A 25,610-nucleotide genomic window follows, 5' to 3' on the forward strand; every position below is an offset into this window, starting at 1 on the left:
CGCCGGATCGCCTGGCGCTCCGGCGAGCGCGGCACCGCACTTCGACGTCGGCAAGAGCCATCAGTTCAGACCAGGGCTCTGGATGGGCGGACATTTGGGGACCGACCGCGCCGGTGAAGTCCGGCCGGCTGTCGCTGGCGGCGAGTTCGACCTGGTCATCAGCCTGTTCACCGCGCGGGCCACGGACCACACCCAACGGTCCAGCACCTGATCACCGAGCTCCCCGACGGCCCGCTCACTGCGGACCAGATCCGCTCCGTCCAGCTGGCTCGCACCGCGACACACGCCCTGCGCGCGGCCGCACCGTGCTCTTGCGCTGCCACTCCGGCTACAACCGCTCCGGACTGGTCGTCGCGCAGTCCCTCGTGGAGCAGGGCTACGACCCTGTCTCAGCCATCAGCCAGACTGCGGGATAGCCCCTGCCTCACGTGTCAAGATTGCTGACCGCCGACGAACCAGGGGTGCCCGGGGCCGGCTGCGGCCAGGTGCTCGCCGACATGCCTGGCTGTGTCCGGGCGCAGCCGTACCGTCCGGCCGACCCCGCGCGGTCGGCCAGATGTGACGTGGCGGCCGAGGGCGGCCGGGCCGTGTGGCGGTCCGTCACCGTCGCCAGCGGAGCGGGTGTTACGCGGTGACGAGCCGGCGGCCGGGCGCGGCGGCGCTGCGGCGGCGGTGGTAGGCGACGGTGACGACCGCCAGCAGGGGGCCCCAGGCCACCAGGGGCACGTAGCAGGCCGTCATCACCCAATACGCCACGCCCGTCGGGGAACCGGGGGCGCCCATGTTCCCCGGGTCGTTCCAGCCGATGGCCCCCATGACTCCCAGCAGGGTGAGCACGGCGGCTCCCAGACCGGCGGGGATCACGGCGGCGAGCGGCGGGATGCGCCTGCCACCGATCAGCGGCAGCCAGCGCGGGGCGACTTCGCCCCACCGCTGTACAAGCCCCAGGGTGAGAAAGCCCAGCACCTCGGCGAACACGCTCAGGCCGATCATATAAAGCGAGAACCCGCTGCCGAACGTGACGTCAGCCAGCTGATCTTCCCCGGAGAAGCCGAGCGGCACTCCGACCGCTCCGGCGATCCGCCACAGCCCCGTGGGCAGCGGGGCGAGCGCGGCGAGACGGGCGAGCCGCACCACTCGACGGCTCGGTTCGCACTCCATGGCCGCTCTCATTCGTTGTTCCCCGAGTTCCCTGAGTTCTCCGACGGGTTCTCCGGGAGCACGTGCTCGACCCTGAAGTCGCCGCTCTCGACGGTCTCGTACGGTGCGGCGCTCAGGCACTTCGGCACCTCCATCCCGTCGAAGCCGGCCACGGCCCAGCTGTAGCCGACCCGGTCCTTCCTCCCGTCGCCCTTCCCGTCGTAGACGGTGAAGCCGACGCGCTTGCCGACCGCACCTGCGGGCAGGTCGGAGCGCGTGATGACGCCGGTGGCGGTCGCGACCGGACCGCCGGTCAGCAGGCAGTCGATACGGCCTTCGGCGTACGCGCCCTGCTTCCCGTCGGCGGAGTAGTGGCTGAACCGGAAGGTGCCGCGCGAGGTGCCGGCCGGGGCGTCGGGCTCGTCGGGCTCGGCCGGCGCGAAGCCGTGTGCGTCGAAGGAGAAGCGGACTTGCTGGCCGTCCGCCCGGTACATCTTGGCGGAGCCGGTGAGACTCGATTCCTTCGGCGTCTTCTTCGCCTCATCCGAGACAGAAACGGAGGCGGGGGCGGGGGCGGCACCCGGGCCAGAGGCGGAAGCGGAAGCGGCGAGGCCGCCTATGACCGCCAGTGCGGTGATGCCGACGACGGACGTACGAAGGGTGGTACTGCGTAGCATGTCGAACTCCCTGGACCCGGCGGCCGGTTGAGCCGCTGTTCGGTGTGGCATCAGCCTCCGCCACCGGGACGGTCCGCGACCATCGGCCGATGAGCAGATCCGTACCGGCTGCGGGGTCAGGGCCCCACGGATCCTCTATGCCGTTCGGCAGAGGCCGCCGACCCCGGCAGCCCCTAAGGTCGTGGGCGTGAAGATCATGGGCATGGCACTCCGGGATCGTGCCGTCGTCAGCGTCGTGGCCGCCGCCTGCTGTGTCGCCACGCTCTTCCTGGGCGTACGGCCGGTGCCCGCGCTCTCGGCTGTCGGAGTCGCCCTCGGTACCTTCGGCTGCTGGCCGCGCTCGCGCACGTGGACCGGGGCCGCCACGGGTGCCACCGGCGTACTGCTGCTGGTGGCCACGTTCGCCTGGCCCGGACGCGGCACGACCGAGGGATCGGTGTGGCACATGGTTGCCGTGGGAGCGGTGTTGCTGCTGCTGACGGCGGCGGTGCGCTGGTCGCCCCGGCGGCAGCTCCTGGCGGGCGGCGGGCTCGGCGCCGTGGCCGTCGCCGTATGGGCCGTCCCGCTCGTACCGGACGCCTCCTTCTTCGAGTGCCTCGGCCTGATGTCCTTCTGGTCGGCTCCGATCGTCGGCTCGGCCGTCGTCGGCGGCTATCCCCGCCTGATGGAGGACCGCCGCCGACAGGCGGTCCTCGCCGCGCGCCGCGCCCAGCAGCTCGAACTCGCCCACGATCTGCACGACTTCGTCGCCCACGACGTCAGCGGCATCGTCGTGCAGGCCCAGGCGGCCCGGTTCGTGGCCCAGCACGATCCGGCGGCGGCGACCCAGGCTCTGGAACGGATCGAGCGGGCCGGGCTCGCGGCACTGGCCTCGATCGACCGTACGGTCCGGATGCTGCACGCGGCCGAGAGGAACCCCGACGGCAACGGCAACGGCAACAGCGGCGACCTGACCGGAGGCGAGGCCGTGGGTGGCGCCCGTACGGTCCTCCCGGGCACCGACCAACTCGGCGAAGTGGTGGACCGGTTCAGCGAAACAGGACCGATCCGGGCCCGCCTCGACCTGGCCCCGGGCGTCACCGATGCGCTCTCCCGCGAGGGGGCTGCCACGGTGCACCGGGTCGTGGTGGAGGCGCTCACCAATGTCCGCCGGCACGCGCCGGGAGCGGCCGGTGTGCGAGTCGCGCTCAGCACGGACCGTACGACCGTCGAGGTCAGCGTGACCAACGACGGTGGCAGCAGCCGCTCTTCGCACTTCCTCGCGCTCCCCCGCCTCGACCGGGGCGCCAGGGGCGGCGGCGGACTGCTCGCGCTGGCCGAACGCGTCCGCACCTGCGGCGGCACCTTCGCCTCTGGCCCGTACCAGGACGGCTGGCGCGTGACCGCGACCCTCCCCGCCACCGGATCGGGGGCCACGGCATCATGATCCCGTGACCACCCGCATCCTGATAGCCGACGACCAGGAAGACGTACGCAACGGCTTCCGGCTCATCCTCGACTCGCAGCCCGACATGACCGTCGTCGGGGAGGCCGCCGACGGCGCGGCAGCGGTCGAACTCGCCCGCACGCTGCGGCCCGACGTCGTACTCGCCGACATCCGGATGCCGCACCTGGACGGCCTGGAGGTGACTCGGCTACTGGCGGGCCCGACCGCCGAACACCCCGTCCGCGTCGTCGTCGTCACGACCTTCGACCTCGACGACTATGTGCACACCGCACTGCGCAACGGCGCCTGCGGCTTCCTGCTGAAGCGCTCGGGCCCCAACCTCCTGATCGAGGGCGTACGGGCGGCGATGGCAGGGGACACCCTGATCAGCCCGCAGCTCACGGTCCGGCTGCTGCGCAGCCTGTCCGCGCCGCAACCCCGACCGCAGCCCGTTCCGGAACCACGGACCGCAGCCGAGGACCCCCTGACCGCGCGGGAGCGTGAGATCGCCCGGCTCGTCGCACGCGGACTGACCAACGCCGAGGTCGGCGCCGAGCTGTTCATCTCTCCGGGCACCGCCAAGACCCATGTCGCCAACATCCAGGCGAAGCTGGCGGTGCGCAACCGGGTGGGTATCGCGGCGTGGGCCTGGGAGACCGGCCTGGCGAGCGGCACCCCTGACACCGCACGAACGCGGACCCCAGGTACCTGAGGCGCGTCCCACAATGGTCACCGCGGCCTGGTCCGGGCCGAGGGGAGGCCGCCAGCAGCGGCAGCTCGGGGGTGGGGCAGTGATCGAGGTCGGGCGGGAGGGCGCGTTCATGGAGCCCTGGGCACAGTCACCGAGGAGCTGGTGACGATCGGGCTGGCTGCCCTGCCGGACCGGTGGCGCTGGACGTTCCGTTCCCGCAGCAGACCGACCTGACGGCGACGCTCGACGTACGCCGCGTGCGCGCGGGCCGGCTCCCGCCCCGGGGCCGGAGGCAGGGCGATGCCGCCCGTCCGATCAGGGAAGGCCCCGGTGCGGTCGATCCCCGCAGCAGGCGCCCTGCGCCTGAACCATCTCAGCTCTGAGCCTGCTGGAGGAGGGAGATCTGCTGGGCGATCAGGGCGGGCGGGAAGGCACGTACGTCGAGGCCGCCGACCGACATTTTGGTGAACGTGGCGACGACGCTCCCTGCGCGGACCACCGTGTACTGGGTCACGTGCGTGCCCCCCTCGGTCGGGGCGGTGACCTCGAACTGCACCGCTTCGTCCCCGAGCCGCGGGGCGGGGTCGACAGTGACCGTGCCCTTGTAGGTCGTGGTCGGGCCCTCGCCCTCGTAGTACCGGCACGTACTCAATCCCTCGCTGACCTCAGCGAACGCCGCCACCGCGCCGGAGTTCCCGTACGAGGCGAGGGTGGAGTTGCCGCCGTAGATGTCGCCCCTCCAGTTGAACGTCTGCTCGGCCACGGCCGGGGCCGGGCGGGAGGGCTGCCGGGCGTGGGCGGCCGCCAGCATCCGCCCGCAGGCGGGGTCGGACGGCTCGGACTTCCGGCCGCTGACCCCGGGCTTGCGGACGGAGACCGGGTGCCCGTACGCGTCCGGGCTCCTCCCGGCCGGCAGCGCGGCCGCCACCAACTGCTCTGCGGTCAGCGGTCGGCTCGCGTAAGCCGGGGCCGAGGGGGACGCGGAGGCGAGCTCGGGGGGCGCGGGCTCGGACGCCGCCTTCCCGGGATCCACCTCGCAGCCGACGAGGGCCAGTGCGGCGCCGGCTATCAGCGCCGGCAGGCCGAAAGCCCGTCGTGCCATGCGTATCTGCATGCTTTGTCCCCCGGAACGGTGCGGATGATCAGGCGGAGGGTACCCGGCCGCGACCGGCCGTTACCAGGGGGTCCGTCTGCCGGGCAACCAGGTCACCGCCTGTCTGACGGAACTCTCCCCGGCCAGGACCGCCACCCTGGTTGCACGATTACCCGGCAAATAGTCAGTAGGGGTTAACTTCCTGCCGGGCCCCTATGACTTGGACATGATGCGCTGTCATATTCGTCCCAGATTGCCCGGCTCATCTCGTTGCACCCATCAGGGAAGGCAGAACATGGGCAGATTCAGGTACGGAACCACGGCGTCGGCCATCGCGCTGGCCGCCTTGGGATCGCTCGCGTCCGCGGGAGGCACGGCTCACGCGGAAGCAGGTCAGGACACCATCAGCATGCTTAAACAGGAGAAGACCCAGTGGTGCTGGGTCGCCTCCGGGCTGACCATCGCCAAGTTCCAGGGCTTCGGCTCCACACAGACGGACTTCTGCAACCGGGCCCAGCCCTCCTACGGCTGCAACAACCAGCCCGCCACGCTCGACGACATGGCCAGGGGCTGGAGCAGCCTCGGCATCGCCCACCCCGGCTCGGGCCTGAGCAGCGCGGCCACGTTCAACCAGGTGTACACCGACGTCAAGGCGGCCCGGCCGATCGGTGCCCGCATCGGGTGGACGTCCGGTGGCGGCCACATGAACGTGGTCTACGGCTTCGACACGTCGAACAGCACGATCGCTGTGGCCGACCCGTGGCCGGACACCACCACGTACACGTGGTGGAACTACAACGACTACGTGAGCAACAGCTCGTCCAAGTGGACTCACTCCCGCATCGGTATCTCCCGCTAAGGCAGGCGACATGCGCGACACCAGCGGCACCAGAACGTCCAACAAGCGGGCGGCCTCTCGCTCCTCCCGTCTGTCCATCGTCATCGCACTGAGTGCATCCGCACTGCTGTCCGTCGTCGTCGGTCCGGCGCACGCGGCACCGGCCAAGGACCCCCTCCCGGCCGACATCCCCGACTACCAGGCCGCCCTCAACGCGGTGAAGTCCACCGACCTCCGCAACGCCGTCTGCCGCTTCCTGCGCACCCCGGTGCCCACCGACAGCGCCAGCGGACAGGTGGAGACGATTCCCGACACGGCCGAACCGTGCCAGGGCCTCCCGGTCTTCACGATCAAGGACCCGGTGGCACTGAACGAGATCACTCCCGGGTTCGTCGCGGGCACTGTCCAGCCATTGCCCACCGAGGCGATCAAGCTGACGCAGCTGGTCTCTTCGCTGAGCACCACCGTCAACGGCCGCAACGCCACCGTCATGCTCGCCCCCACCCAGGGCGGCGGCTGGCACCTGGCGGCCGTGCGAGACGGCGACAGCGACGCCACATACGCCAGCAAGGCCGGCCTGGGCACGCTGGTCTTCACCGAGCCGCAGATCCGCGGCTGGTACCAGCTCAGGCTCACCACCGTCGAGCCACTCAACGACCAGGCCCGGCAAGGACTGGGCGGCAAGGCGTCGGTGTCACTCAGCGACTACCAGAAACTCGTCAAGGCCCGCTACGCCGACAAGCTGCCCGGCTCGCAGTACGACTCCAAGGGCTACTCCGGCGGCTACAGCCTCCAGCGCAAGGAGGACGACGCCCCGTCCTCCACCCTGCTACTTGCCAGCGGTTCCGGCACGGCACTCGCCCTCGCGGGCGGAGCCTTCGTGCTCCGCCGGCGCCGGCGCGCAACCACCCGCTGAGTCCGACCCCGTACGCTCCCTCGCTCCGCCCGGCTAGCCAGTCGGGACGGAGCGAGGGGGCGTAGCGGAAGGTCAGACCTGGGCCCTCAACCGGGTCGCGGGGCACGAACGCACAGGTGACGCCCGGTCGGAGGTTTCCCGGCCGAGCGTCACTTTGCCCCGCCTACGTGGAGCCGCTCAGCGTTTCCATGCCGCGGAGAGCCGGTCGGGACGCGGTTCAGTCGGGTGGCCGCCAGGCCGTCGGCGTCCGGATGTGCCGGGCGGCCTGCGGAGTCCTGGGTTCCTCATGGCCCATGGTCAGTGGGCCCGGACCGGCCACGAGGCTCGGGATTGCCGAGGGATCGGCACCATGGGCATTCGTGGCGGTCGCTCGCGGCGGTCGCTGGTGGAGGCAGGGGCAGGGGCGGGGGCAGGGAGAAACCCGCCCTGTATTCGTCCCGAAGCGTTTGTATCGAGCTCATGTTCGTGCGCGGCGGAGTAGTTCCGCCGGCGATGCCTGCTTCAGCCAGACGGCGTGTGACCTGCATCAGCGCCGCCCGCACCATACACGCCACCCGTGTTGCCGCCGACCGTACGCCGCGAGCGGCTGGGTCACTACCAGGGGCCATCCTCATGCAACCCTTCTCGCGGACTGTAGCCAGCCGTTCGGGGAGACCCAGGCCCTTCTGTCGGACGGGCGGACGAGATGGGCTCCTCCGCCGCGCGCCGTGGGGGAAAGGACCTGGCGCCGGGGACGCCCCGAGGAAGGAGGGCCGGTCCTCGTTAATTGCCGAGGCGGACCTTCCCGGTAATAGAAGGATGATAATTCTTTCGGTTCAGACATGTCTCGACATTTCTTTCAACGTCTAGCACATAAGTACATCGAGCATGAATTGGACGAGCCACCGCCGCTTTAGCATGCCCCATTCGGCAGCCAAAAACGAGCAATGTGCAAACTACATAGGCTTTTACGCACCTTCATCAGTGTCCGGATTGCCGGGGTTTTAACGCACGCTGCAATGTGCGGATTGCCGGGGTTTTTCAGCAGCACCAGCCGCCCTTTCGGTTTGGCGCGCTTGACCAGGAGGGCTGGCGGAGCGGCTTACTGACCTGCGGAATTGGACGGTTCACCGGCCTGCCGCGTCGGGATCTTCGGGCCACGGCTCGCGAAGCGATATACGCGAGGCGCAGGCGTCACGCGTCTCGCCGCGGAGCCGGCAGGGATGTGCCGCCCGCCGCGCCGACGCCATCGTCCCGGGGAGGCGAAGGGGGGCCAGCGAGTCGTCAGAGCTGCGGCTGTTCAGCGAGTGGCGTTGACTGCCAGCAAGGTGCCCTGTCGGAACGGTCCGGTGTGCAGGGTGGGCTACACGACTGATGGACGTCTCGGGGCGGCTCCGCACTCAAACGTGGGGAGACACTGACGGGCTTCTCCCCGTCCTGTACCGGCGCTGCGGGTGCCAGACGAGATGGACGGGCCGCTTGTACATGGAGGGACAGAACGTGCGTGAAGCGTTGTTGGCGCCTCAGTTCGAGGGCGTCCACGCCCCAGAGCCGGCCAATCCCTGATGACGTCAGCGCGGTGAAACTTGTGCCTAGTGCAGTGGAAATCAGCACGATCCACAGGAGGATGCCTCCCACAGCTGGTCCTTTCGAAGGCTGAGGTTCAAGGGGTGCGCACAGGACCGGAGCCCAGGCGATCCCTCGGCATAACGCAGTGGCATATGCGGAGTTGCGTCCCCTCCTCCGATTGCAGCCATGCGCAGCAATCTGTCGGCCTATTTACCGATGATCAGCCGGTGGCTGTGGTGGCCGGAGGAGGGCCGGCAGGCGACCCGGCGGACCACGAGCCGAGGATCGGCGCGCCTCTGTGGGACGATGCGCCGTCCGATACCCGGGAAGCGAAGTCGACGGAGCCGGCGATCAGCGCTCAACGTTCGAGGGCAGACAGGGATGACGGCCCGCGGCGGGAGCCGAGTGCGCGCCTTGCCATCAGCCGCCCAGGTGGGTGCGCGACGGGTCTCATGGGGTGACGGGTCTCATGGGGTGACGGGTCCGTCGCGCTGCCTGCGTCCAGGCGCAGCGCATCGTCTCCGGAGTCGCGGCGTGGCGGCGCGAGAGGGCGCGGACGCTGCGCTCCTGGTTGGTTTGCAGAACCGATAGGAGAGCGTCAACGCACATTCCGCGACCACCATCACCCGGATGGCACACACCCAGACCAACATCAGGAGCGTTTATGGAATATGACAACAACAAAGCTCCCCATCTCCCTCCGCAGGACTGCAGAGGAAGACGGACAGGGAGGCGGCTTTCACTCCGGTGCCACCCGGATCGGGAAGTGGATGTTCACTCCGCCCTCAACCGACTTTGGCGAGACCCGGAACGCGACGCTGGGACACGAAGGGCTGGAAATCGATCTTCGTTACTCGTCCTCGATCTTCGAGGACTTCCTCCATACGATGAGCATGATCCAGGTGGAGTTCGGCCGGCGGTCCGGCAAGGCGGCACCATCCGCAACGGCGGTCAACGAGTGCTCGGGTGGCAGCTCCCGTGTATGAGCCGTACGGATACCCGGGCATCCAAAGCCTCCACCCCCAGCCGGAGACCGCCGCGTTCTGGGGCCGGTCAGAGCACGTACAGCACTCCTCCCCCGGGCAAACGCTCGGCGGGCCGGGCGAGGTGCAAACGCCGTGGGATCCGGCGACGGAATTCGCCAGCCTTCTCCAGGAGAGCGCTACACCCGGACAGTCGGAGCCGTTCACCCGAGTCGGCTTCGACTACACCGGTGACACGGCCAGTACCATGGGATTCGCCGCAGGACTGAAGCACACCCCTGCCGAGCGTCCGCCCACACCGCCCTCCAGCGGGCACCGCCGGAACCCGCCGAAGTCGCCGGTAGGGACCCTGCTGCAAACGGGGAGTCTGTTCACCGCCGCGCTGGTCACCGCCATCGCCGCTGTGGTGAGCATCCTCAGTGGAATGGCCATCTGCGACGCCCTGCGCCACAGCGCCGCACCCCACACAGCCCGCGAAGTGGTCAGCTGGTGGCCCCTGCTGATCTACGGCCCCTGGATGGTCGCCTCCCTGTCCATCCTCAGATCCGCTCTGCACCAGCGCCGCGCGCTCCATTCCTGGTCCATCGTTTGGTTGTTCTCCACCCTGGCCACACTTCTGTGCGTAGCCCAGGCACCCAGAACGATCGCCGCCGGTGCGGCGTCCGCCCTTCCCGCCGTCGCGGCGCTGGCCTGCTTCCAACAGCTGGTCCGCCAGATCACCCTCACGCGACCGCCTCGCCAAGTCGCTCCACGGCACCGAAACCCGGCGCCCTCTGCGCCCGCTCAGCTCAGACGGACGGCCGCGGCCAGACACAGCCCGGACACGGTCCCTCCCGGCTACCCCTCGGCAGACGACAGGGCCATTCGCTCGTCCCACAGTCACAGATTCGGGTAGGGCGCATGACGGTCGTACGTATGCGGCAGTGCCCCTTGCGCGGGTCAACTCGACGCCTGTTGGCTCGGGCAATGGGTTGCGTTTGCTGCAACAGGCGGCGGAGCGCCGGGGCACCGGAACGGCGATCGACGTCGCAGCGGCGACGCGGGGGCACTTCCGGATTCCGCAACTGTCTGCCCGGCGGAAGGCAGGGAGCTCCCGCAGCAGGGCTGGGCGCAAGTCCGTACCGTCAGTGGAGTCTGGCCAGCCGACAGCCGTGCCATCGGCGAGGTCGGTCCGCCGTCCCAGCGCGGGAAGGCGAATCCGGGGCGAGAGGGTCGAGCCACGCATGGGCTGCCACCACGAGGAGCGGAGGCGGCAACAGCCGTTAACTCCCTGGCCAATCCGGTCCTTCCCACACGTCAAAGGGGTGCTCGCCTGCACCTTTGAAACGAAGATCGAAACCGATAGTCACGGGCCGTAGGCAGACTCAACCCGACGGCCTGCCCACTCCTGTCCCAGCGGCCCCATCTACCGCATGTGCGGCTCGGAGCCCACCCCGCACCCACACCCCGAACTTCGACGTCCGGTCACTGCGGCACACACGAGCAACGTGCTGTGGGGAACGGTCATGCCTTGCCCGGCAACGGGGGCCGGCGCCGTTGGCTGCTGCGGCGTGCGTGCCGCGCAGGTGACCAGTGCCGTGGCGGTCACCGGCTTCGTGCGCAACGGCCGGCGCACCGGGTAGGGGCCACCCCCCGCTGAACCGAATGCACAACGCGCCCCTCCGGCGCCCCACACCCACATCTACCACGAGAGGTCAGCAACATGGCGTACGAATTGACCTACGTCGAGCGAATCCAGTACAAGCGGCGCCAGGACGCCGCCTACGAGGCCGGCGAAGACGCCGTCACCAACCTGCAGGCGGCGCTCGCGCTCGCAGACCTGACCCTTCCCTCCCTGAGCAACGACGGGCCGGTGGCCAGCCACGGCTTCGTCCGGCTCGGAGGATGCAACGCGGACTTCGCCAACCGGCTCGCCGAAGTCATCGCAGCAGGTGCTGGTGCTCTGCAGCACCAACGGTGACATGCCGACAGGGTGGGAGAGCCTCAGGCAGCGTCGTAGCAAACGTCGACCCCGCTCTGGCCAGTCCGGGGACTTCAGAAGGACGAGGTCGAGGCTCTCTCCGAGGGCCAGGTCACGGTGCCCGCGCGGTTCCAGTGGCACGCGGTTCACACGGCGTCGGTCAGGGCCTGCACCAGCCCCCCGCCCAGCGCAGGCCGGTGTCGGGGAAGTCCGATCGAGGTCGCGGTGATGTCTGCGGGGGACGCCGGCGAGTCGATCTGGATCGGCGTCACCCGTAGGTCTGCCGGTGCCGAGTGCCCGGGCTGCGGAGGGTGGTCGAACAGACCCCGGGACTGACCCGCTGACCCGCCGACCCGCCGACGTGGCAGATTGACCCAGCGCCGGCGCGACCGAACCCGCGAGAAGCGCGCCATCGTCCGCGCGATGCCCGGAGAACACCTGGACCCTCTGGAAGCTCCCCGCTCCCTATTGCGCTCGGGGAAACCCTCCCCAGACCCCGACAGCACTGCCCGAACTCAGTGCGTCGACGCGGTAGCTGTCGTCCGCCGCACTGCGCACGCCCGTGGCGTGGTTGTACTGCACGGCGAATTCGTGCTGGCCGGCCGGCACGGTACGGCCCGCCTTGAGGGCCCAGTGATAGACCAGCGCACCGCCGGTCTCCTGAACCGTGACGGTGAAGTCGTCGCTCGGGAGGGTCCGCCAGTTTCCGGTGTTTCGTACGTCGCCGGTCTGTGCGATGCGGACTTCCACGGTGAGCGAGGTGAGCGGTTGGGTGGCCTTGAGAACGACGTTGCTCTGGGCCCAGTAGACGGTGCTGTGCGGGTCGATCGAGCCCTCCGACCACAGCGGCCCGCTCTGGACCCGGCTGCTCGCCGACGGAGTCGGGCGCGAGCCGCCCGGGGCGGGGGTGCTGGGGGTCGGGCCGGCGGAGGTGGGGGGAGCCGACGTCCTGGGGGGAGAGACGGCCGTCGGGGACGTCGAAGGGGAGGCGCCCACCGGGGAAGGCACGGCCGGAGCGGTGGGGGTGTTTGACGGGGGCGGCGTCCGGACGATGCCGGCGACGGCGAAACCACCTGTCGCCAGGATCCCGGCCGTGGCGAAGCAGGCGAGCGCGGCCTTGGGCCAGGATCTCAGGATCGGCAGTGGGCGGTGACGGACCGGAGCCCGAGACGCGCCGCGTTCGATGCGGGCGAGCTCGACGCGGGCGCGCATCCTCGCTCGGTCTGGTTGGTGGGCATCGGCGGCCTCACGCAGCCGTCGGCTGACGTCCTCGTTCACCGGCCCCTCCTCCCTGCAAATGTTCCCACCGCTGGCACGTCGAGTACGCGTTCCAGCTCGGCCATTCCCTTCGAGGTCTGGCTCTTCACCGTACCGACCGATATGCCCAGAGCCAGCGCGGTGTCCTTCTCCGACAGGTCGAAGGCGTGGCGCAGCACCACGCACGCCCGCTTGCGGAACGGCAGCCGGGCGAGCGCCGCGCGGACGTCCAGCACGGCCGCCACGTCGGGGCCGTTCGTCTTCTCCGGACTGCGGGACCAGAAGAGCGCGATCCGGCGCCGCTCGCGCACCGCGCTGCGGATCCGTTCCCGGGCCATGTTGGCAACCACCCCACGGGCATAGGAGAGCGGATAGTCGGCCGCGCGGAGCCGGTCCCAGCGTTGCCACAGGGCGATCAGGGCGTCTGCGGCGAGATCGTCGGCCGCGTCCGTCTCGCCGGTCAGCAGGTGGGCGAGACGGGCGAGTTCGGCGTAGTGGCGTTCGAAGAAGTCTTGGAACTCCGCAGACGTGTCATCGAGGAGCATCTCCCCCGGTCGCCCTCTCCCTGTAATGTGAGCGTTAACAGACAGGCTGAGCGTACCAATGTCCTTTACCGGACCGGAATGGTGGTCGCCCCTTGGGCGGGCCTCTGACGGCCAGCGGGCGAGCGACCCGGTCAATGCCGCGCGAACTGGACGCGGGCCGGTTGTACGACGTCCGGCTTCAACGCCACCCCGTCGAGCACCAGTTGTTCCCCGTAGATGTCGGTGACGCGGATCGCCCCACCGCACCCGCTGCCGTCGGGGGAAAGGAAGTAGTTGTAATCGGTGCGGGAGAGCCGCCGCCAGCCGTTCGCGGTTCGCACTTCGAGCGTCGCCACCGGGTTGCGGTGGCCGATCACCTGGATCCCGCACCACCATTTGGTCGACCCCGCCTTGTACCGGATCGAGATCGCGTCCGGTGCGCCGGGACTGACCAGCGTCCAAGTGATCGGGATTCGGCCCAGCGAGGGATCGGCGAGCTCGGCGAAGGCCTCGTTGCTGAGGTCGAGCTGCCCGGGTGCGCAGGGCAGCGGACACTCGTTGACGATCCGTACCGTGACGCTGACCCCATTGGCGGCGCGGACGAGCACGTACGACCCGCATGCCTTGGCCGACTCGTAGTCGGTGTGGTTCATCGCCGCGATCATGAGATCACCCGAGGGGCCGTAGAGGCAGGCGCCTGAGCCGTCGCCCGCGGCGTACGAGGTCGCGACGCCGTGATAGGTCACCGACGGCTTGATCCGGCCTGCCCCGGACGCCGGGGTCGAGGCCGTGCGCGTGCCGCTCCCTGCCGAGGGAGACGGAGAGGGAGTCGCGGTGGGCGATGAGGGCGGGGGGCTCGTCAGTTGTGGCTGCGCCGTCGAAGGCGTGGCATCAGTCGGGGTGCCGGCGGTGGCAGGCACACTCGCCCGGGTGGCCGCGGTGGCCGCGGTGGCCGCTGCGGCTGCGGCAGTGGGTCGTCCGCCGCCGGCTCCGCTCCCGGGAAGGAGAGCGACGGCCAGGCACGCCAGCAGGGTGACGGCCGCCAGCGCGAGGGGTATCCCCATGACCAGCCCGCGTCTGTGCCACGGTCGCGGGACGCCGTGCTTCGTTGCTCTCATGCCCATCCATTCGGAAGATCAAGTCGACGTTGCACTGCTTGGTGGCCGCGGAAGACGAAAAGGTTGCCGGTCCGGCGCCGATTTCTTTCCGCGCCGGACCGCCCGCCCACGGACGGGGTCGGTCAGGACGGGTCGCCGTGCAACACGCCGCGTCCGTAACCACCCAGGTACACCTGCTCGACGGCGGCGCCAGAGTCCCTGGAAACACCCCGCACTCCGACGACCTCGTGGCTGCTGCGGTTCTCCAGCTTGGAGTAGCCGTCTCCTGCCGGGATCAGCCGCCACGGCTGACTCGCGGCACCTGCCCCGCGGCCTGCCTTCCGTACCCACGCTCCGTCCGACGTGTCCGCCCCGGGCCCGTCCAGCAGCTTGTCGCCGCGGACGGACACCAACCCGTGGTAGGCGCCGGGATCCACCGTGGCAGCCTCCGAGTCGGCTTGCACGAACAGCAGATGGGGGCCCAGAACAACGGCCACTCCCAGCGCAAGGCCCAGCATCGTCCGGCGCCGGCGGTGGCGCCCCCGAGGACGCCGCAGGCCGCCGGGCGGGCGGCCGCGGCCGCGGTCGCGGCCGTCCACCGTGGGATCCTTCTCGTTCATGGGGGCTACTCCTTGCTTGGGCCCTGCCCGGTGTCACCCGCTCGGGTCAGCGGTGCACGGCGGCGCGCGGCGGTGGATCGGACGACCCGTAGGTGTGATCGCGGGTGGGATCGCCTACGGGGTCGCCCGTCAGTTGCCGCTGATGCGGGAAAGGTTGCCGTTCGCTCAAGGAGGCAGCCGGCCTGCGCGGCGGCGCGGGCCTTCCGGCAGGGCAGGTCCACCTGATGCGGTCGCGGTGCCCGGTGGGCCGGGACGGCGCCGAGGGGCTGAGCGACCATCACGCCGCTACCGAGTGGCGGTGCTGCCGCCCGTCACGTTCAGTACGCCCGCGCCCGTTGTCTTGGTGAGCTTGGCGGGCAGACCGCTCGCGGGCTCCAGGCCCGCGTTCAGCTCCGGCGTCCAGTTCACGGCCGTCGCGATCTTCTTGCTGGAGTGCTCGGCGTTGTACGCGGCGACGAGGTCGGTCACGGTGCCGTTGACCAGGTTGCCACTGCCCGCCACCGCTCCGGTGCCGTCCCCGCTGAGCAGTTGCGAGGCCTTCCGGCCGCCGGACAGGGCCCAGTAGTTGTTCTGGGCGACGATCTGGGCGTTGGCCCGGGAGTTGATGCTGTAGCTGTGGGCGTAGCCGTTGAGCGGCGCCGTGTCGTAGTAGTTGTTGTACAGGTGGATCTGGCCGACCCGGGCGAGCGGGGCGCGCTGGACGATCCCCTGGAAAAGGTTGTGATGGAGCGTCACCCGGAGCTTGGTGTCCTTGTCACTGCTGCCGATGAGCATGGTCTTGTCGTGGTTGGTGAACCGGTTGTACTCGACGGTCACGAGGTCGGAGGCGTTGGTGATGTCCAGGGCGCCGTCGTGGACCTGGTACTCGCGGCCGAAATAGGACGGGTTCGAGCTGTCGTAGTGCGGGCCGTCGCCGAACGTGTTGTGGTCGGCCCAGACGTGTGTGGAGCGGCGCACCGAGACCGCGTCGTACTGGGAGTTCCAGTTACCCGTCGAGCCGTCGGTCGGATCCCACTGGGGGAAGCAGTCGCGGGTGTCACTGAAGCTGAGATTGCGGATGATGACGTTGTCCGCGTTACTCACCTGGAGGCTGCCGCCGACGATCGCCGCGCCGGAGCCGGGCACGCCGACGATCGTGGTCTTGGAGGGAACGTTCAGGACCACGCGCGCGGCCTGGCGGGCTTGCGCCGCGGCACGCGCCGATTCCTGTGCGCCGGAGGGCAGCTTGGAGCGACCCCAGCTGGCCGGGTCGTAGGCCTTCAGGTACGCGTTCAGCGAGTAGCCCGTGCCGGCTGCGTAGTCGGCACAGTTGAGGGGCTTGCCGGAGTCGTCGGTGTTGACGTTCACCGCCCCCTTGATCTGGATGATCCGCGGGGTGCCGGCAGGGCCGGCCTTGAGCGCTTTCGCCAGCTCGGCGCGAGTCGAGACGGTGAAGGTATGCGCCGCGTCGGCGGCCCGTCCGCCAGTGGTGCCCGGGCCGCTGGCAGCCCAGCCGTCATTGGTCGGCAGCACTGCGTGCGCGAGGTCGACGGTGGCGGCGCCCGCACTCATGGTCAGCGGTACGGCCGCGAGACCGGCGGCCACGAGGGAGGCGGCACCGATCAGGACCAGACGTTTCCGGGCGGGCGAGCGGCGGTGCGATGAAGCAGACACGTGATGTCGTTCCTTCGGTGAGACGGGCTGTCAGTGCTTCAGTTGCCGCCGCTGCGTGAAAGGTTGCCGCCATCCGTGCTCCGGCCGCTTCGGCCGCGCGGCACTGGCGTGACCCAGGCCGGATCGCTACCGGTCTCGCAGTGATGCTCGCCGACGGCGGCGAGGCGATAGACTCCCGCGCACCCGACCGACTCCCGCAGCTGACAAGACGGCAGAACACCCGTGAGCTCCACGTTGATTCGCTTGGTCGAGCCCTCCGACGGCCCCGCACTCGCCGGCCTGCTCTCCCAGGACAAGCAGGCGCATGCGCGCTGGCTGCCCGTGAGGCCCGCAGGGTTCTACACGCCCGACGGGCAAGCCTCGGTCATCGAATCCCTTCTGGCCTCCCATGGGCAGGGGCTCGCGTGGCCCGGCGTCGTGGTCTGCGACGAGACCGTCATCGGGCAAGTCAGCATCAGCTCGATCCTGCGCGGCCCGTTCCAGAAGGGATTCCTCGGCTACTGGGTCTCTTCTCTCCACCAGGGACTCGGGCACACGAGCCGTGCCGTCGGCCTCGCGCTGCGGATCGCCGAAGACGAGCTGGACCTGCATCGGCTGGAGGCACACACCCAGCTGGACAACCTCGCGTCTCAGGCGATCCTCCGCAAGCACGGATTCAGTTCCTGGGGCATCGCCCACGAACACTTCTACGCCGACGGCGCATGGCGCGATGAAGTGTTCTGGGAAAGGAAACTGACCGGCAGGCCCGCCTCCTAGCCCCGCCCTTCCGGTGACCGGCTGGCCCGCGTGGATCGGCTCCTGCTCGCATCCGCGGGTGAACGGCCCGAGGAGTGGGCCTCGCCATCGGCCCGCACCTACCCGGCCCCAGCGGCCATCACCCGCCGGTCGGCACAACCGCCCGGCCCAAACCGGGGCCGGGGCACGGGCGTGGGAGGAGAATCGCCCGGAGCGCGTTATCCGGGGCCGGCGCGGGAAGGGCTCAGGTATGCCGGAAATGATCAGCAGCTTCGCCACCCGTGTCGCTCGGCGCCGACGCGAGCCCGTCGCAGTCCAGGCCCTGCGCTCCACCGCGGCGGCCGTCATCAGCTACGTCGTCGCGCTCCAGCTCAGCAACGAGCCGAACCCCCTGACCGCCCCACTGACCGCCTTGCTCGTCGTCCAGGTCACCCTCTACTCGACCTTGACCACCAGCATCCGGCGGGTGAACTCGGTGATCGTCGGCGTCCTGATCGCGATCGGTTTCAGCGTGCTGGTGGGCCTCACGTGGTGGAGCCTCGGTCTGCTCATCCTGGCCTCCCTGGTGGTGGGGCACCTGGTCCGCGTCGACGAGTTCGTGCCCGAGGTCGCGATCAGCGCCATGCTCGTGCTCGGCGTCACCCAGGTCGCGAACACGGCGTGGGACCGGGTCCTGGAGACGCTGATCGGCGCGGCGGTCGGGCTGCTGGTCAACCTGCTCCTCGCGCCACCCCTCTGGGTCGACTCCGCGGGCATCGCGATCACCAACCTCGCCACCCGTATGAGCCGGCTCCTCGATCACCTCGGCGAGGAGCCCCTCGGACCGGGCAAGGTCGAGCAGGCCGCGGCCCGGCTGCACGAGGCACGCCGGCTCGACAACGACATCACGCAGGTCGATGCCGCCCTCCGGCAGGCCGAGGACAGCCTCCGGCTCAATCCGCGGGTCAAGGAGGGCCTGCTCTTCCGGCTGGTGCTGCGCACCGGACTGGACACGCTGGAGATCTGCGCGGTGGTGCTCCGCGTGGCCTGTCGTACGCTCACCGACCTGGCCAAGGCCCGCCCCGACGGTCCGCTCTTCGGACCCGAGACCACGAGCGCGCTGCAGCAGGTGCTGCGTCACACGGCCATCGCCGTGGAGAGCTTCGCCCAGCTGATCACCGCGCAGGTCAGCGCCAACGCCGAAGAGGCGGAGGCCCGACTGACTGCGGAGCTGACCGTGGCCGGGGCGCACCGCGACCGGCTCGCGCACCTGCTGATGGCCGATGCCCGCAAGGATCCGGCGCACTGGCAGTTGCACGGTGCGCTGCTCGCCGAGATCGACCGGGTCCTCGACGAACTGGGCGTGGACAAGCGCTCTCAGCGCCTGCTGGAGGAACTCGACGACCACACCCGCACCCGGCGCACGGGCGGCCTGGGAGAGCGTCTGCGCGGGCTCTTGCGGCGGCGAGGCCGGGGCAGCGACGACGGCGTGCTGTCGAAGTAGCGTTCGCCCGTGAGCAGGGCTGCCCGGCGCAGGCCGGGCAGGCAGAGTCTGCGCTGGCAGGCGTGGCCGTTCGATGGCCCACATCCGCCTGGGGCGGGTGGCAGGCCGCACAGGGCCGCGGCCCGAGCCGGGGCGGCCGGCTCGCCATCGCCGCCGCGGCCGTCGCCGAACAGTACGGCCCGGCCCGCACCACCATGGCCGACCCGCCCTCGTCGAACTGGCGATCAGCGCCGACATCGACGAGGCGGCCAGAGCCCGGGCGCTACGGCTGCTGGGTTTCGCCGCCGGCCTGCCGGTCCGCGTCGTCGCCGTACGGTCTCCGTTCCCGCTCGACCAGCTCGGCGGGCTGGTGTGCACGGCCGGCCCGGTGAAGGCCGCGCCTCTCGCCGACATGGGCGTCATCCTGGCCAGCGCCACCGCCATCGACCCGGCCCGGTTTCCGGCGGGCGTACGTGCGGGCATCGGCTCCGCGGAAAGCCCCGACCGCTCCTGGCGGCAAGCCCGCACCGCCCTGCGCTTCACCGGCCCGCGCGAACCGGTCGTCCGCTACGGCGACCTGGGCTCGCTGGCGCTGGCCGAGGTCCCCCCGGACGCCTCGCGCGACAACGCAGACGTGGCCGCCGTCGCGCGGATCTCCGGCAACCCGGAAGACGTGGAGACTCTGGACGCCTACTGCGCCACCGGCTCCCTACGCCGGGCAGCGGAGCTCCTCCACCTGCACCACAGCAGCGTCGCCCGTCGACTCGAACAGCTCGCGAAGACCCTGGGCATCGAACTCACCGAGCCCACTGGTCTGGTACGGGCCAGACTTGCCCTCACCGCGTGGCGGCTACTCGCCGAGTGAGCCGACGGTTTCGACTGGCGCAAGACGGAGGCGGAGCTCAACCGCCCCGATCGACTCCACAGCGTCACCTCGTCGCCTCGTCACCTCGTCGCCTCGTCACCTCGTCACCTCGTCACCTCGTCACCTCAAGCGAAGCAGCGAGGCCATCGAGTACTCCACGCAATCAACCTCGTCGGGGCCGCCGGACCTTCATGTCGTCCACGCTGGTGACCTGGGTACGCAACACGCCATGGCCGATGCCGCGTTCGGCGAGAGCCGCGGCGGCCCGGTCGCAGGCCGCACCGCCCGCCGCCTCGCCCTCGAGGTCGGCCGCCTGCCGGACGACGCAGCGGAAGGTGAAGGTGCGCAGCTCCCGGTCGTAAATGAGGGTGCCGTCCTCGGTGAACGCGGCCTTGAGGATGTCGTGTTCGTCGGCGGAGGCAAGAAGTCCGGCGCGCTGGGCGTCGTCAAGTGCGGCGAACACGCCGCGGACGATCACTCGGTATGTGCGCTCACTCATGGGGCGTCCCTTCACTTCGTACATCGGAGCCCTGCTCCAGCAGGGTGGACAGTCCGTCCAGGAGGCGTTCGAGGCCGAACGAGAAACGGGCTTCCATGGACGGGTCGGTCAGGTCATCGGCGAGTGCGACCAAGCTGGGGAAGGAGTCCGGCGACAGCCGGCGGAACCGCTCCCCCGCGGCCGTGGCGGCCTCGCGGCGGCTGGCACCCATGGCCTCGGACGCGGAGATGGGCCCCAGCTCCTGGAGCACGAAGCCCTGGACGAACGCGCCGAGCAGGTAGCTGATCATGGCGGCGTCCGCGTCGGAGAAGCCGGCCTCCCGCAGGCGGCCGAGCTGGTCCTCCATCAGGCGCAGCAGGTAGGGGCCCGGCGCGAGCCGGCCCGCGACGACCTTGGCGGCGTCGCGCTTGCCGAGCAGATGCCGGCGGTAGCGCACGCAGTACTCGCGCAACTGCTCACGCCAGTCGCCTTCCCGGGGCGGCGCCTCGGCGTCGGCCATGAGTTCGTCGGTGAGCAGGTCGAGCAGCTCCTCCTTGTTGCGCACGTGCCAGTACAACGAGGCCGCCTTCACCCCCAGCTCGGCGGCGACCTTGCGCATCGACAGGCCGTTGATGCCCTCGCGCTCCAGCACCCGCAGGGCCGCCTGAACGAGCGCCTGGCGGGTCAGCCCCGGCTGTGACGGTCCGTCATCAGCGCTGCCCTCTACGGCCATCGGCCACCTCCGTCCACGGGTCCCGTCGGGAATCCCGCTTGCCAACTAACACTGTTAGGGGCAGTCTAGCCGCACCGAACACCCGACTAACACTGTTAGGGAGTGTGAAAATGAAGCCGCCCGGCCGACACAAAGGGCTCGTGCTCGCCACACTGTGCGCCACGATGTTCATGGCGATGCTCGACAACGTCATCGTCAACAACGCATTGCCCCGCATCGGGCAGCAACTACACGCCGGCGTCAGCGGACTTCAGTGGGTGGTGGAGGGCTACAGCCTGGTCTACGCGGCCCTGCTGCTCACCGGCGGCACCCTGGGCGACCGGTACGGCCGCAAGCGGATCTTCCTCACCGGCCTGGCCGTTTTCACGGCGGGCTCGGCGGCTGCGGCGCTGTCCGGCTCGATCGGCACGCTGATCGCCGCCCGGATGCTCCAGGGCCTCGGTTCGGCACTGCTCACACCGGGCAGTCTGTCCATCCTGCGCCACGTCTTCACGGACGAGAAGGAACGGGCCAGAGCCGTCGGCCTCTGGTCCGGCGTCTCCGCTCTGGGCCTGGCCGTCGGCCCGGTCCTGGGCGGGCCGACGGTGGACACCTTCGGTTGGGCCGGCGTCTTCTGGATCAACGTCCCGATCGGGGTGGCGGGACTGCTGCTCGCAGCCCGGGTGCTCCCCGAGTTCGCGGCCCGCGCCAAGCGGCTGGACCTGCCAGGCCAGGCGCTCTCCGCACTGGGATTCGGCTCACTCGTGTACGCGCTCATCGAGGGGCCCAGCCGCGGCTGGACCGACGCCCGGGTGCTCGCCCTCGCCGCCGTGGCGACCCTGGCCCTGCCCGCCTTCGTCGCGGTCGAGGCCCGCAGCGCCGACCCCATGCTCGACCTGTGCTTCTTCCGGGACCGGGTGGTCACCGGCGCTGCGGTGAGCGGCTTCATGATCAGCTTCGGCATGTTCGGAGCCGCGTTCTTCCTGCCCCTGCTCATGCAGAACGTGATGGGCTGGTCCCCGTCGGACGCGGGCCTGGCGGGCCTGCCGATGACCGCGATGATCGTCGTCGCCGCGCCGCTGTCGAGCGCGCTCACCTCACGCCACGGCCCCCGCCTCCCGCTCGTCACCGGCCTGGCCCTGTGCGCCACGGCGCTCGGCGCCCTCTCGTTCTACGGCGCGGACGCCCGCTACCCGCAGTACGTCTGGGTGCTGCTCACCATGGGCCTCGGCATGGGGATGACGTTCACCCCCGTGTCCCTCACGATCATGCAGCGCGTCGCCCCGGAGCGGGCCGGCATGGCCTCCGCAACCCTCAACACCCTGCGCGAGATCGGCGGTGTCATCGGCGTCGCCGCCCTGGGGGCCGTCCTCAGCAGTCGGCTCACCGCCACCCTGACCGAGTCGCTCCACCGGCTCGGCGCGCCGGCCGAACTCGGCCGCCACCTCCCTGGCACGGCCCCGGACAGCACCGCGGCCCTGCCCGCCCCCGTCCGCGACGCCGTGAACGCCGCCTTCATCGACGCCCTGCACCTGGCGCTGCGCTGCGGCAGCGCCGCCCTGGCAGCCGCGGCGCTCCTCGTCGCGCTGCTCCTCCGCCCGCCACGGGGTGTCACCCCGTGGGCCGCCGCCGGCCAACCGGCCCCGCAACCGGAAGCGGCGCACCGGTAGGAGGAGTGACGAAGCGACGCCGGGTGCTTGCGGGGTGGTGAAGGCCACGGCGACGGCGACGGCGACGGGAACCCGTTAGCCGTGTGGTCACCGTACGGGCATAGAGCCAGGTCAGAGCCACGATCAGCCCGCCGGATCGTGGCGGCCGAGAACGAGGACCCGAGGCCCTTGGCAGCCCCCTGCGGGCCGGGGCGCCGGGCAGCCGCAGCGGACGTCTCGGACGTCCCCGCCCGGAGCAATGAGCCGAGCTCACAGCGGGTAGGACACCATCGTGGACATGCCTGCGACCGAAGGCCTGACCCTGCGGGAGCGGCTCGGCTCGACGCTGTTCAGCCGGGTGGCCGGGCCGTCGGGCCCCGCCAACCGCGCCCGGATCCACAACACGCCCGGACCTCGCTGGTTCGGCCCCGACCGGCCCATCCGCACGGTGCACGGCGACGCCTCGATGTTCATCGGGGGCCTGAGCGCACTCCTGCTCCAGTCCCTGCACCCGCTCGCCATGGCCGCCGTCGCGGCACACTCCGGCTTCCGTGGCGACCCGTGGGGCAGGCTTCAACGCACCAGCACCTTCCTGGCCGTCACCACCTACGGCACCGCACAGGACGCGCAGGACGCCGTCGAGCGGGTTCGGGCGGTCCACGAACGGATACGGGGCACCACCGCGGCCGGCGAGCCGTACCGCGCTGCCGATCCCCACCTACTGGGCTGGGTGCACGCGGCCGAGGTCGACAGCTTTCTGCGGGCGCACCAGCGCTTCGGCGCGCAGCCCTTGGACGCGGCGGGCTGTGACGCCTACGTCGCGGACACCGCGCGCGTGGCGACGGCCCTCGGCGTGGTGGACCCGCCCCGCGACCGGGCCGCGCTGACAGCCCTGCTGACGCGGTACCGGCCGGAGCTGCGGGCCACGCCCGAGGCCCTCGACGCGGCCCGTTTCATCCTCCGCCACCCGCCGCTGCCCTGGCCCGCCCGCGCCCCGTACGCGCTGCTCGCCGCGAACGCGGTCAACCTGCTGCCCCCGTGGGCTCCGGCCCTTCTCGGTCTGCGCCCCGCGACGGGCCCCGGGGCAACCTGCGTACGCCTGTCCGGGCACGCCCTGACGCGCACGATCCGGTGGGCGATGGCCCCGCCGTCCCGACCGCTGCGCTGAGCCGGTGCCCCAGACGGCCGCCCGAAAATCGCAGTCAGCCGGCAGGCAGGGCGCGGCCGGCCAGGAGCAGGAGAACGGCGTCCTACGCCTCCGGGTCCCAGGTCTGGAGCAGCTCGAACTGACGTCGGTCGCCGTCGAGTTGCAAGGAGCCCAGTGGGGATTCGGCCGTACATGACGAGGACCAGCTCATTGGCCGTGCCCCGGGCGGAGGCGACGGGCGCGTCCGGGTCCTGGCCAGCAGCGGTGGCGGTGGCGGGCGTGGTGCCGGGCGTGGGGAGACGGACGGGACGTGCACCGTCGGCGTCGAGCGAGAGGCGCCAGGAGCGGCCCTCGGTGGCGTGGAAGTCGACGGCCCCGGCCTCGTGCGGCCAGGCGCTCGGAGTTGCGCAGCAGGTGGACAGGAACTCGTCGACACCGTCGCCCGCCACCTCGGCCGGCAGCGGCTGCGGGGCACCCACGGTGACCTGGGCGTCGTAGGTGTGCACCGCGATCTCTTGGAGCTGGTGCCGGGCGACGGCACCGCAGGTCTGCGGCGACTGCGACGTACCCCACCACGTCCAGCAGCCGCGATCCGGGCCGGCCTCCCGCAGCGCGTCCAGTAGCTCCTGCGTCGATGCGGCCGACCAGGCCAGCAGGGCCTCGCGCTCCCGAGGCACAGCCGGTGCGTCCTCCGCTGCGGACTTGGCCTCGGCGGCGGGCCCTGCGGCGATGGTGGTGGCCCAGCGGAGCGAACCCTCCAGTCCCGGGCGGACCTACCGTCAGGAGCAGATCTTCGCCGAGCTGGTGAGGGTCACCCCGCAGCTGGCCGATATGGACCTGAGTGCAGCGCTCGCCTCGGACGACGGCAGGACGCGCCTGACCGCATACGCGCGCCTGTACGCGACGCCGGGGCCGCAGTACCTCACGGCACTGGTGGAGGCGGCCGTCGAGGAGAACATGCCCTTCAACCAGTACGGGGCCTTCCACGCGGTCGGCGCGGTGATCGACTCCATCGGTGCAGGCCAGGTCCGGCTGGCGTCGGTCCGCCGTCTCCGCTCGTGTATTTCACGGGTCCCAGAGAACAGCGGCCGCGCCCGGGCGCTGCGTGCCGTCCTCACGAGACTGGACGACGACGCAGCCTGAGCAGGTACGCTGCGCCCCGGCTACGGGGGCGGGGGCGGGGGCGAACTCCGCACCCCGCCCCACCGCGGCCGGGCTCCCTCCGCAGCCCTGCGGGCGTCGCCGGACCGTCTTCCACGGCCCGAACCGTTCGGTCAGGTCAGGTCAGGTGGACGAGGCGGCGCACGTTCCGCACCGAAGCCGTACCGCTCGGCACATTCGCGCCTGGCCATCGCCGGCTGTCAGCCGCGCACGTGCAGCCCGAAACCCGTGCGGTCCGCGGGCTCCAGTCCCTCCTTCAGGTGCAGCGAGGGGATCTCGTAGTCACCGAAGTTCTGCCGCCGGAACGCGATCGGCTCGGTCGACTCCAGGGTGAGCAGGCGCTGCTCCCAGGCCTTTGCGACGTCCGGGTAGTCCTCGCCGGTCATCCGGTCGGTGCCGTACAGCACGAACGGCGGCAGCACCTCGATGCCCGGGTAGTAGAGGATGCCGTGGTGGATCGGGAACAGCAGATCGTCGATGGGGCCGTTGATCCCGCGAGCGGCGTAATGCGACTCCGGGCCGCCGGCGGTCACCGACAGCAGTGCCTTTCTGCCCGCGAGGGTGCCTTCGCCGAAGCGCTCGCCGTACTTGGTGGCGCTGTGCTCGCCGACGCCGTACGCGAAGTGGTAGGTGAACACCCGGTCTACCCAGCCTTTGAGGATCGCGGGCATCGTGTACCACCACAGCGGGAACTGGAAGATGATCGTGTCGGCCCACAGCAGCTTCTCCTGCTCGGCGCGGACGTCCGGGGTGAGCGTCCCGGCGTCGAAGGCCCGGCCCGAGTCCCGGGCGACCTTCAGCGGACTTGAGGCGTCGGGGCCGTAGTCCGCGGCGTCCACGACCGCCTTCCAGTTCATCGCGTACAGATCGCTCACCCGTACCTCGATGGTGTCCCGTGGAGTGGTGTACCGGATCTTGGCTGAGAAGTGCGCCGTCGTGGTGTGCCCGCGTGCATCGGCTGTTGGTGAACGCTCCCTG

The 25,610-nt window shown here is 70.6% G+C and carries 23 protein-coding genes and 2 pseudogenes; 13 read left to right on the forward strand and 12 right to left on the reverse strand.

The window, feature by feature from the left end; translation table 11 throughout:
• Positions 1–211, forward strand: a pseudogene (locus tag ACFWB8_RS31185) (hypothetical protein); the annotation flags it as partial.
• A 413-nt stretch (positions 212–624) separates the two neighbouring features.
• On the opposite strand, the gene ACFWB8_RS31190 reads toward ACFWB8_RS31185, so the two are convergent.
• Together ACFWB8_RS31190 and ACFWB8_RS31195 are read right to left on the reverse strand one after the other, a co-directional pair.
• Positions 625–1,161, reverse strand: coding sequence for a hypothetical protein (locus tag ACFWB8_RS31190; RefSeq protein WP_385234578.1), 537 nt, complete (start codon positions 1,159–1,161; stop codon positions 625–627).
• Positions 1,162–1,169: 8 nt separating this feature from the next.
• Positions 1,170–1,817 carry a hypothetical protein gene (locus tag ACFWB8_RS31195; RefSeq protein ID WP_385234581.1) on the reverse strand — a complete coding sequence of 216 codons (648 nt, stop codon included), beginning with the start codon at positions 1,815–1,817 and terminating at the stop codon, positions 1,170–1,172.
• A gap of 202 nt (positions 1,818–2,019) precedes the next feature.
• On the opposite strand from ACFWB8_RS31195, the gene ACFWB8_RS31200 reads away from it, so the two are divergent.
• Positions 2,020–3,243, forward strand: a complete 1,224-nt coding sequence (locus ACFWB8_RS31200) for a sensor histidine kinase (protein WP_385234584.1) — start codon at positions 2,020–2,022, stop codon at positions 3,241–3,243.
• A 4-nt stretch (positions 3,244–3,247) separates the two neighbouring features.
• Positions 3,248–3,955 carry a response regulator gene (locus ACFWB8_RS31205; protein WP_385234587.1) on the forward strand — a complete coding sequence of 236 codons (708 nt, stop codon included), beginning with the start codon at positions 3,248–3,250 and terminating at the stop codon, positions 3,953–3,955.
• A gap of 352 nt (positions 3,956–4,307) precedes the next feature.
• Here the strand turns inward: ACFWB8_RS31205 and ACFWB8_RS31210 are convergent, their stop codons facing one another.
• Positions 4,308–5,036, reverse strand: a complete 729-nt coding sequence (locus tag ACFWB8_RS31210; protein WP_385234590.1) for a hypothetical protein — start codon at positions 5,034–5,036, stop codon at positions 4,308–4,310.
• Between the two features lie 286 nt (positions 5,037–5,322).
• On the opposite strand from ACFWB8_RS31210, the gene ACFWB8_RS31215 reads away from it, so the two are divergent.
• The 4 genes from ACFWB8_RS31215 to ACFWB8_RS31230 all read left to right on the forward strand — a co-directional run bounded on the left by ACFWB8_RS31215 (position 5,323) and on the right by ACFWB8_RS31230 (position 11,272).
• Positions 5,323–5,886, forward strand: a complete 564-nt coding sequence (locus tag ACFWB8_RS31215) for a papain-like cysteine protease family protein (protein ID WP_385234593.1) — start codon at positions 5,323–5,325, stop codon at positions 5,884–5,886.
• Positions 5,887–5,896: 10 nt separating this feature from the next.
• Complete coding sequence (locus tag ACFWB8_RS31220) at positions 5,897–6,781, forward strand: hypothetical protein (RefSeq protein ID WP_385234596.1); 885 nt, start codon at positions 5,897–5,899, stop codon at positions 6,779–6,781.
• Positions 6,782–9,000: 2,219 nt separating this feature from the next.
• Positions 9,001–9,315, forward strand: coding sequence for a hypothetical protein (locus ACFWB8_RS31225; RefSeq protein WP_385234599.1), 315 nt, complete (start codon positions 9,001–9,003; stop codon positions 9,313–9,315).
• Positions 9,316–11,014: 1,699 nt separating this feature from the next.
• Positions 11,015–11,272, forward strand: a complete 258-nt coding sequence (locus ACFWB8_RS31230) for a hypothetical protein (RefSeq protein ID WP_385234602.1) — start codon at positions 11,015–11,017, stop codon at positions 11,270–11,272.
• A 465-nt stretch (positions 11,273–11,737) separates the two neighbouring features.
• Here the strand turns inward: ACFWB8_RS31230 and ACFWB8_RS31235 are convergent, their stop codons facing one another.
• From ACFWB8_RS31235 to ACFWB8_RS31255, 5 genes are all read right to left on the reverse strand, one after another.
• Positions 11,738–12,550 carry a hypothetical protein gene (locus tag ACFWB8_RS31235; protein ID WP_385234605.1) on the reverse strand — a complete coding sequence of 271 codons (813 nt, stop codon included), beginning with the start codon at positions 12,548–12,550 and terminating at the stop codon, positions 11,738–11,740.
• Entirely contained in the window at positions 12,547–13,074 is a 528-nt protein-coding gene (locus ACFWB8_RS31240; RefSeq protein WP_385234608.1) for a SigE family RNA polymerase sigma factor, read from the reverse strand. Before ACFWB8_RS31240 ends, ACFWB8_RS31235 begins: the two co-directional genes overlap by 4 nt.
• A gap of 131 nt (positions 13,075–13,205) precedes the next feature.
• Positions 13,206–13,799 (reverse strand): expansin EXLX1 family cellulose-binding protein, encoded by a 594-nt coding sequence (locus ACFWB8_RS31245; RefSeq protein WP_385234611.1) that lies wholly within the window; start codon positions 13,797–13,799, stop codon positions 13,206–13,208.
• Between the two features lie 494 nt (positions 13,800–14,293).
• Positions 14,294–14,770 carry an RICIN domain-containing protein gene (locus tag ACFWB8_RS31250; RefSeq protein WP_385234614.1) on the reverse strand — a complete coding sequence of 159 codons (477 nt, stop codon included), beginning with the start codon at positions 14,768–14,770 and terminating at the stop codon, positions 14,294–14,296.
• A 285-nt stretch (positions 14,771–15,055) separates the two neighbouring features.
• Positions 15,056–16,423 (reverse strand): polysaccharide lyase family 1 protein, encoded by a 1,368-nt coding sequence (locus ACFWB8_RS31255; RefSeq protein WP_385234617.1) that lies wholly within the window; start codon positions 16,421–16,423, stop codon positions 15,056–15,058.
• 243 nt (positions 16,424–16,666) lie between these two features.
• Between ACFWB8_RS31255 and ACFWB8_RS31260 the strand changes: the two genes are divergently transcribed.
• The 3 genes from ACFWB8_RS31260 (at position 16,667) to ACFWB8_RS31270 (ending at position 19,485) form a co-directional block, all read left to right on the forward strand.
• Complete coding sequence (locus ACFWB8_RS31260; RefSeq protein WP_385234620.1) at positions 16,667–17,179, forward strand: GNAT family N-acetyltransferase; 513 nt, start codon at positions 16,667–16,669, stop codon at positions 17,177–17,179.
• Positions 17,180–17,408: 229 nt separating this feature from the next.
• The gene (locus ACFWB8_RS31265) at positions 17,409–18,641 is read left to right on the forward strand and encodes an aromatic acid exporter family protein (protein ID WP_385234623.1); all 1,233 of its coding nucleotides are present in this window, start codon (positions 17,409–17,411) and stop codon (positions 18,639–18,641) included.
• A gap of 73 nt (positions 18,642–18,714) precedes the next feature.
• On the forward strand, positions 18,715–19,485 hold the full coding sequence (locus tag ACFWB8_RS31270; protein ID WP_385234626.1) for a helix-turn-helix domain-containing protein: 771 nt from the start codon (positions 18,715–18,717) through the stop codon (positions 19,483–19,485).
• A gap of 163 nt (positions 19,486–19,648) precedes the next feature.
• Here the strand turns inward: ACFWB8_RS31270 and ACFWB8_RS31275 are convergent, their stop codons facing one another.
• Both ACFWB8_RS31275 and ACFWB8_RS31280 read right to left on the reverse strand, forming a co-directional pair.
• Positions 19,649–19,984 carry a DUF6204 family protein gene (locus ACFWB8_RS31275; RefSeq protein ID WP_385234629.1) on the reverse strand — a complete coding sequence of 112 codons (336 nt, stop codon included), beginning with the start codon at positions 19,982–19,984 and terminating at the stop codon, positions 19,649–19,651.
• Positions 19,977–20,696, reverse strand: coding sequence for a TetR/AcrR family transcriptional regulator (locus ACFWB8_RS31280; protein ID WP_385234632.1), 720 nt, complete (start codon positions 20,694–20,696; stop codon positions 19,977–19,979). The genes ACFWB8_RS31275 and ACFWB8_RS31280 overlap by 8 nt, the downstream gene beginning before the upstream one ends.
• Before the next feature lie 140 nt (positions 20,697–20,836).
• Between ACFWB8_RS31280 and ACFWB8_RS31285 the strand changes: the two genes are divergently transcribed.
• Positions 20,837–22,345, forward strand: coding sequence for an MFS transporter (locus tag ACFWB8_RS31285; protein ID WP_385234635.1), 1,509 nt, complete (start codon positions 20,837–20,839; stop codon positions 22,343–22,345).
• 277 nt (positions 22,346–22,622) lie between these two features.
• Positions 22,623–23,492, forward strand: a complete 870-nt coding sequence (locus tag ACFWB8_RS31290) for an oxygenase MpaB family protein (RefSeq protein WP_385234638.1) — start codon at positions 22,623–22,625, stop codon at positions 23,490–23,492.
• 82 nt (positions 23,493–23,574) lie between these two features.
• Here the strand turns inward: ACFWB8_RS31290 and ACFWB8_RS31295 are convergent.
• Positions 23,575–24,226: pseudogene (locus ACFWB8_RS31295) on the reverse strand (maleylpyruvate isomerase N-terminal domain-containing protein); the annotation flags it as partial.
• On the opposite strand from ACFWB8_RS31295, the gene ACFWB8_RS31300 reads away from it, so the two are divergent.
• Positions 24,174–24,614, forward strand: a complete 441-nt coding sequence (locus ACFWB8_RS31300) for a hypothetical protein (RefSeq protein WP_385234641.1) — start codon at positions 24,174–24,176, stop codon at positions 24,612–24,614. The pseudogene ACFWB8_RS31295 and the gene ACFWB8_RS31300 sit on opposite strands and share 53 nt — an antisense overlap.
• A gap of 218 nt (positions 24,615–24,832) precedes the next feature.
• Here the strand turns inward: ACFWB8_RS31300 and ACFWB8_RS31305 are convergent.
• Positions 24,833–25,610: NAD(P)H-dependent oxidoreductase (locus tag ACFWB8_RS31305; protein WP_385234644.1), on the reverse strand; the 778-nt coding region annotated here is incomplete at its 5' end.

Source organism: Streptomyces sp. NPDC060031 (assembly GCF_042736805.1).
Classification (GTDB): domain Bacteria; phylum Actinomycetota; class Actinomycetes; order Streptomycetales; family Streptomycetaceae; genus Streptomyces.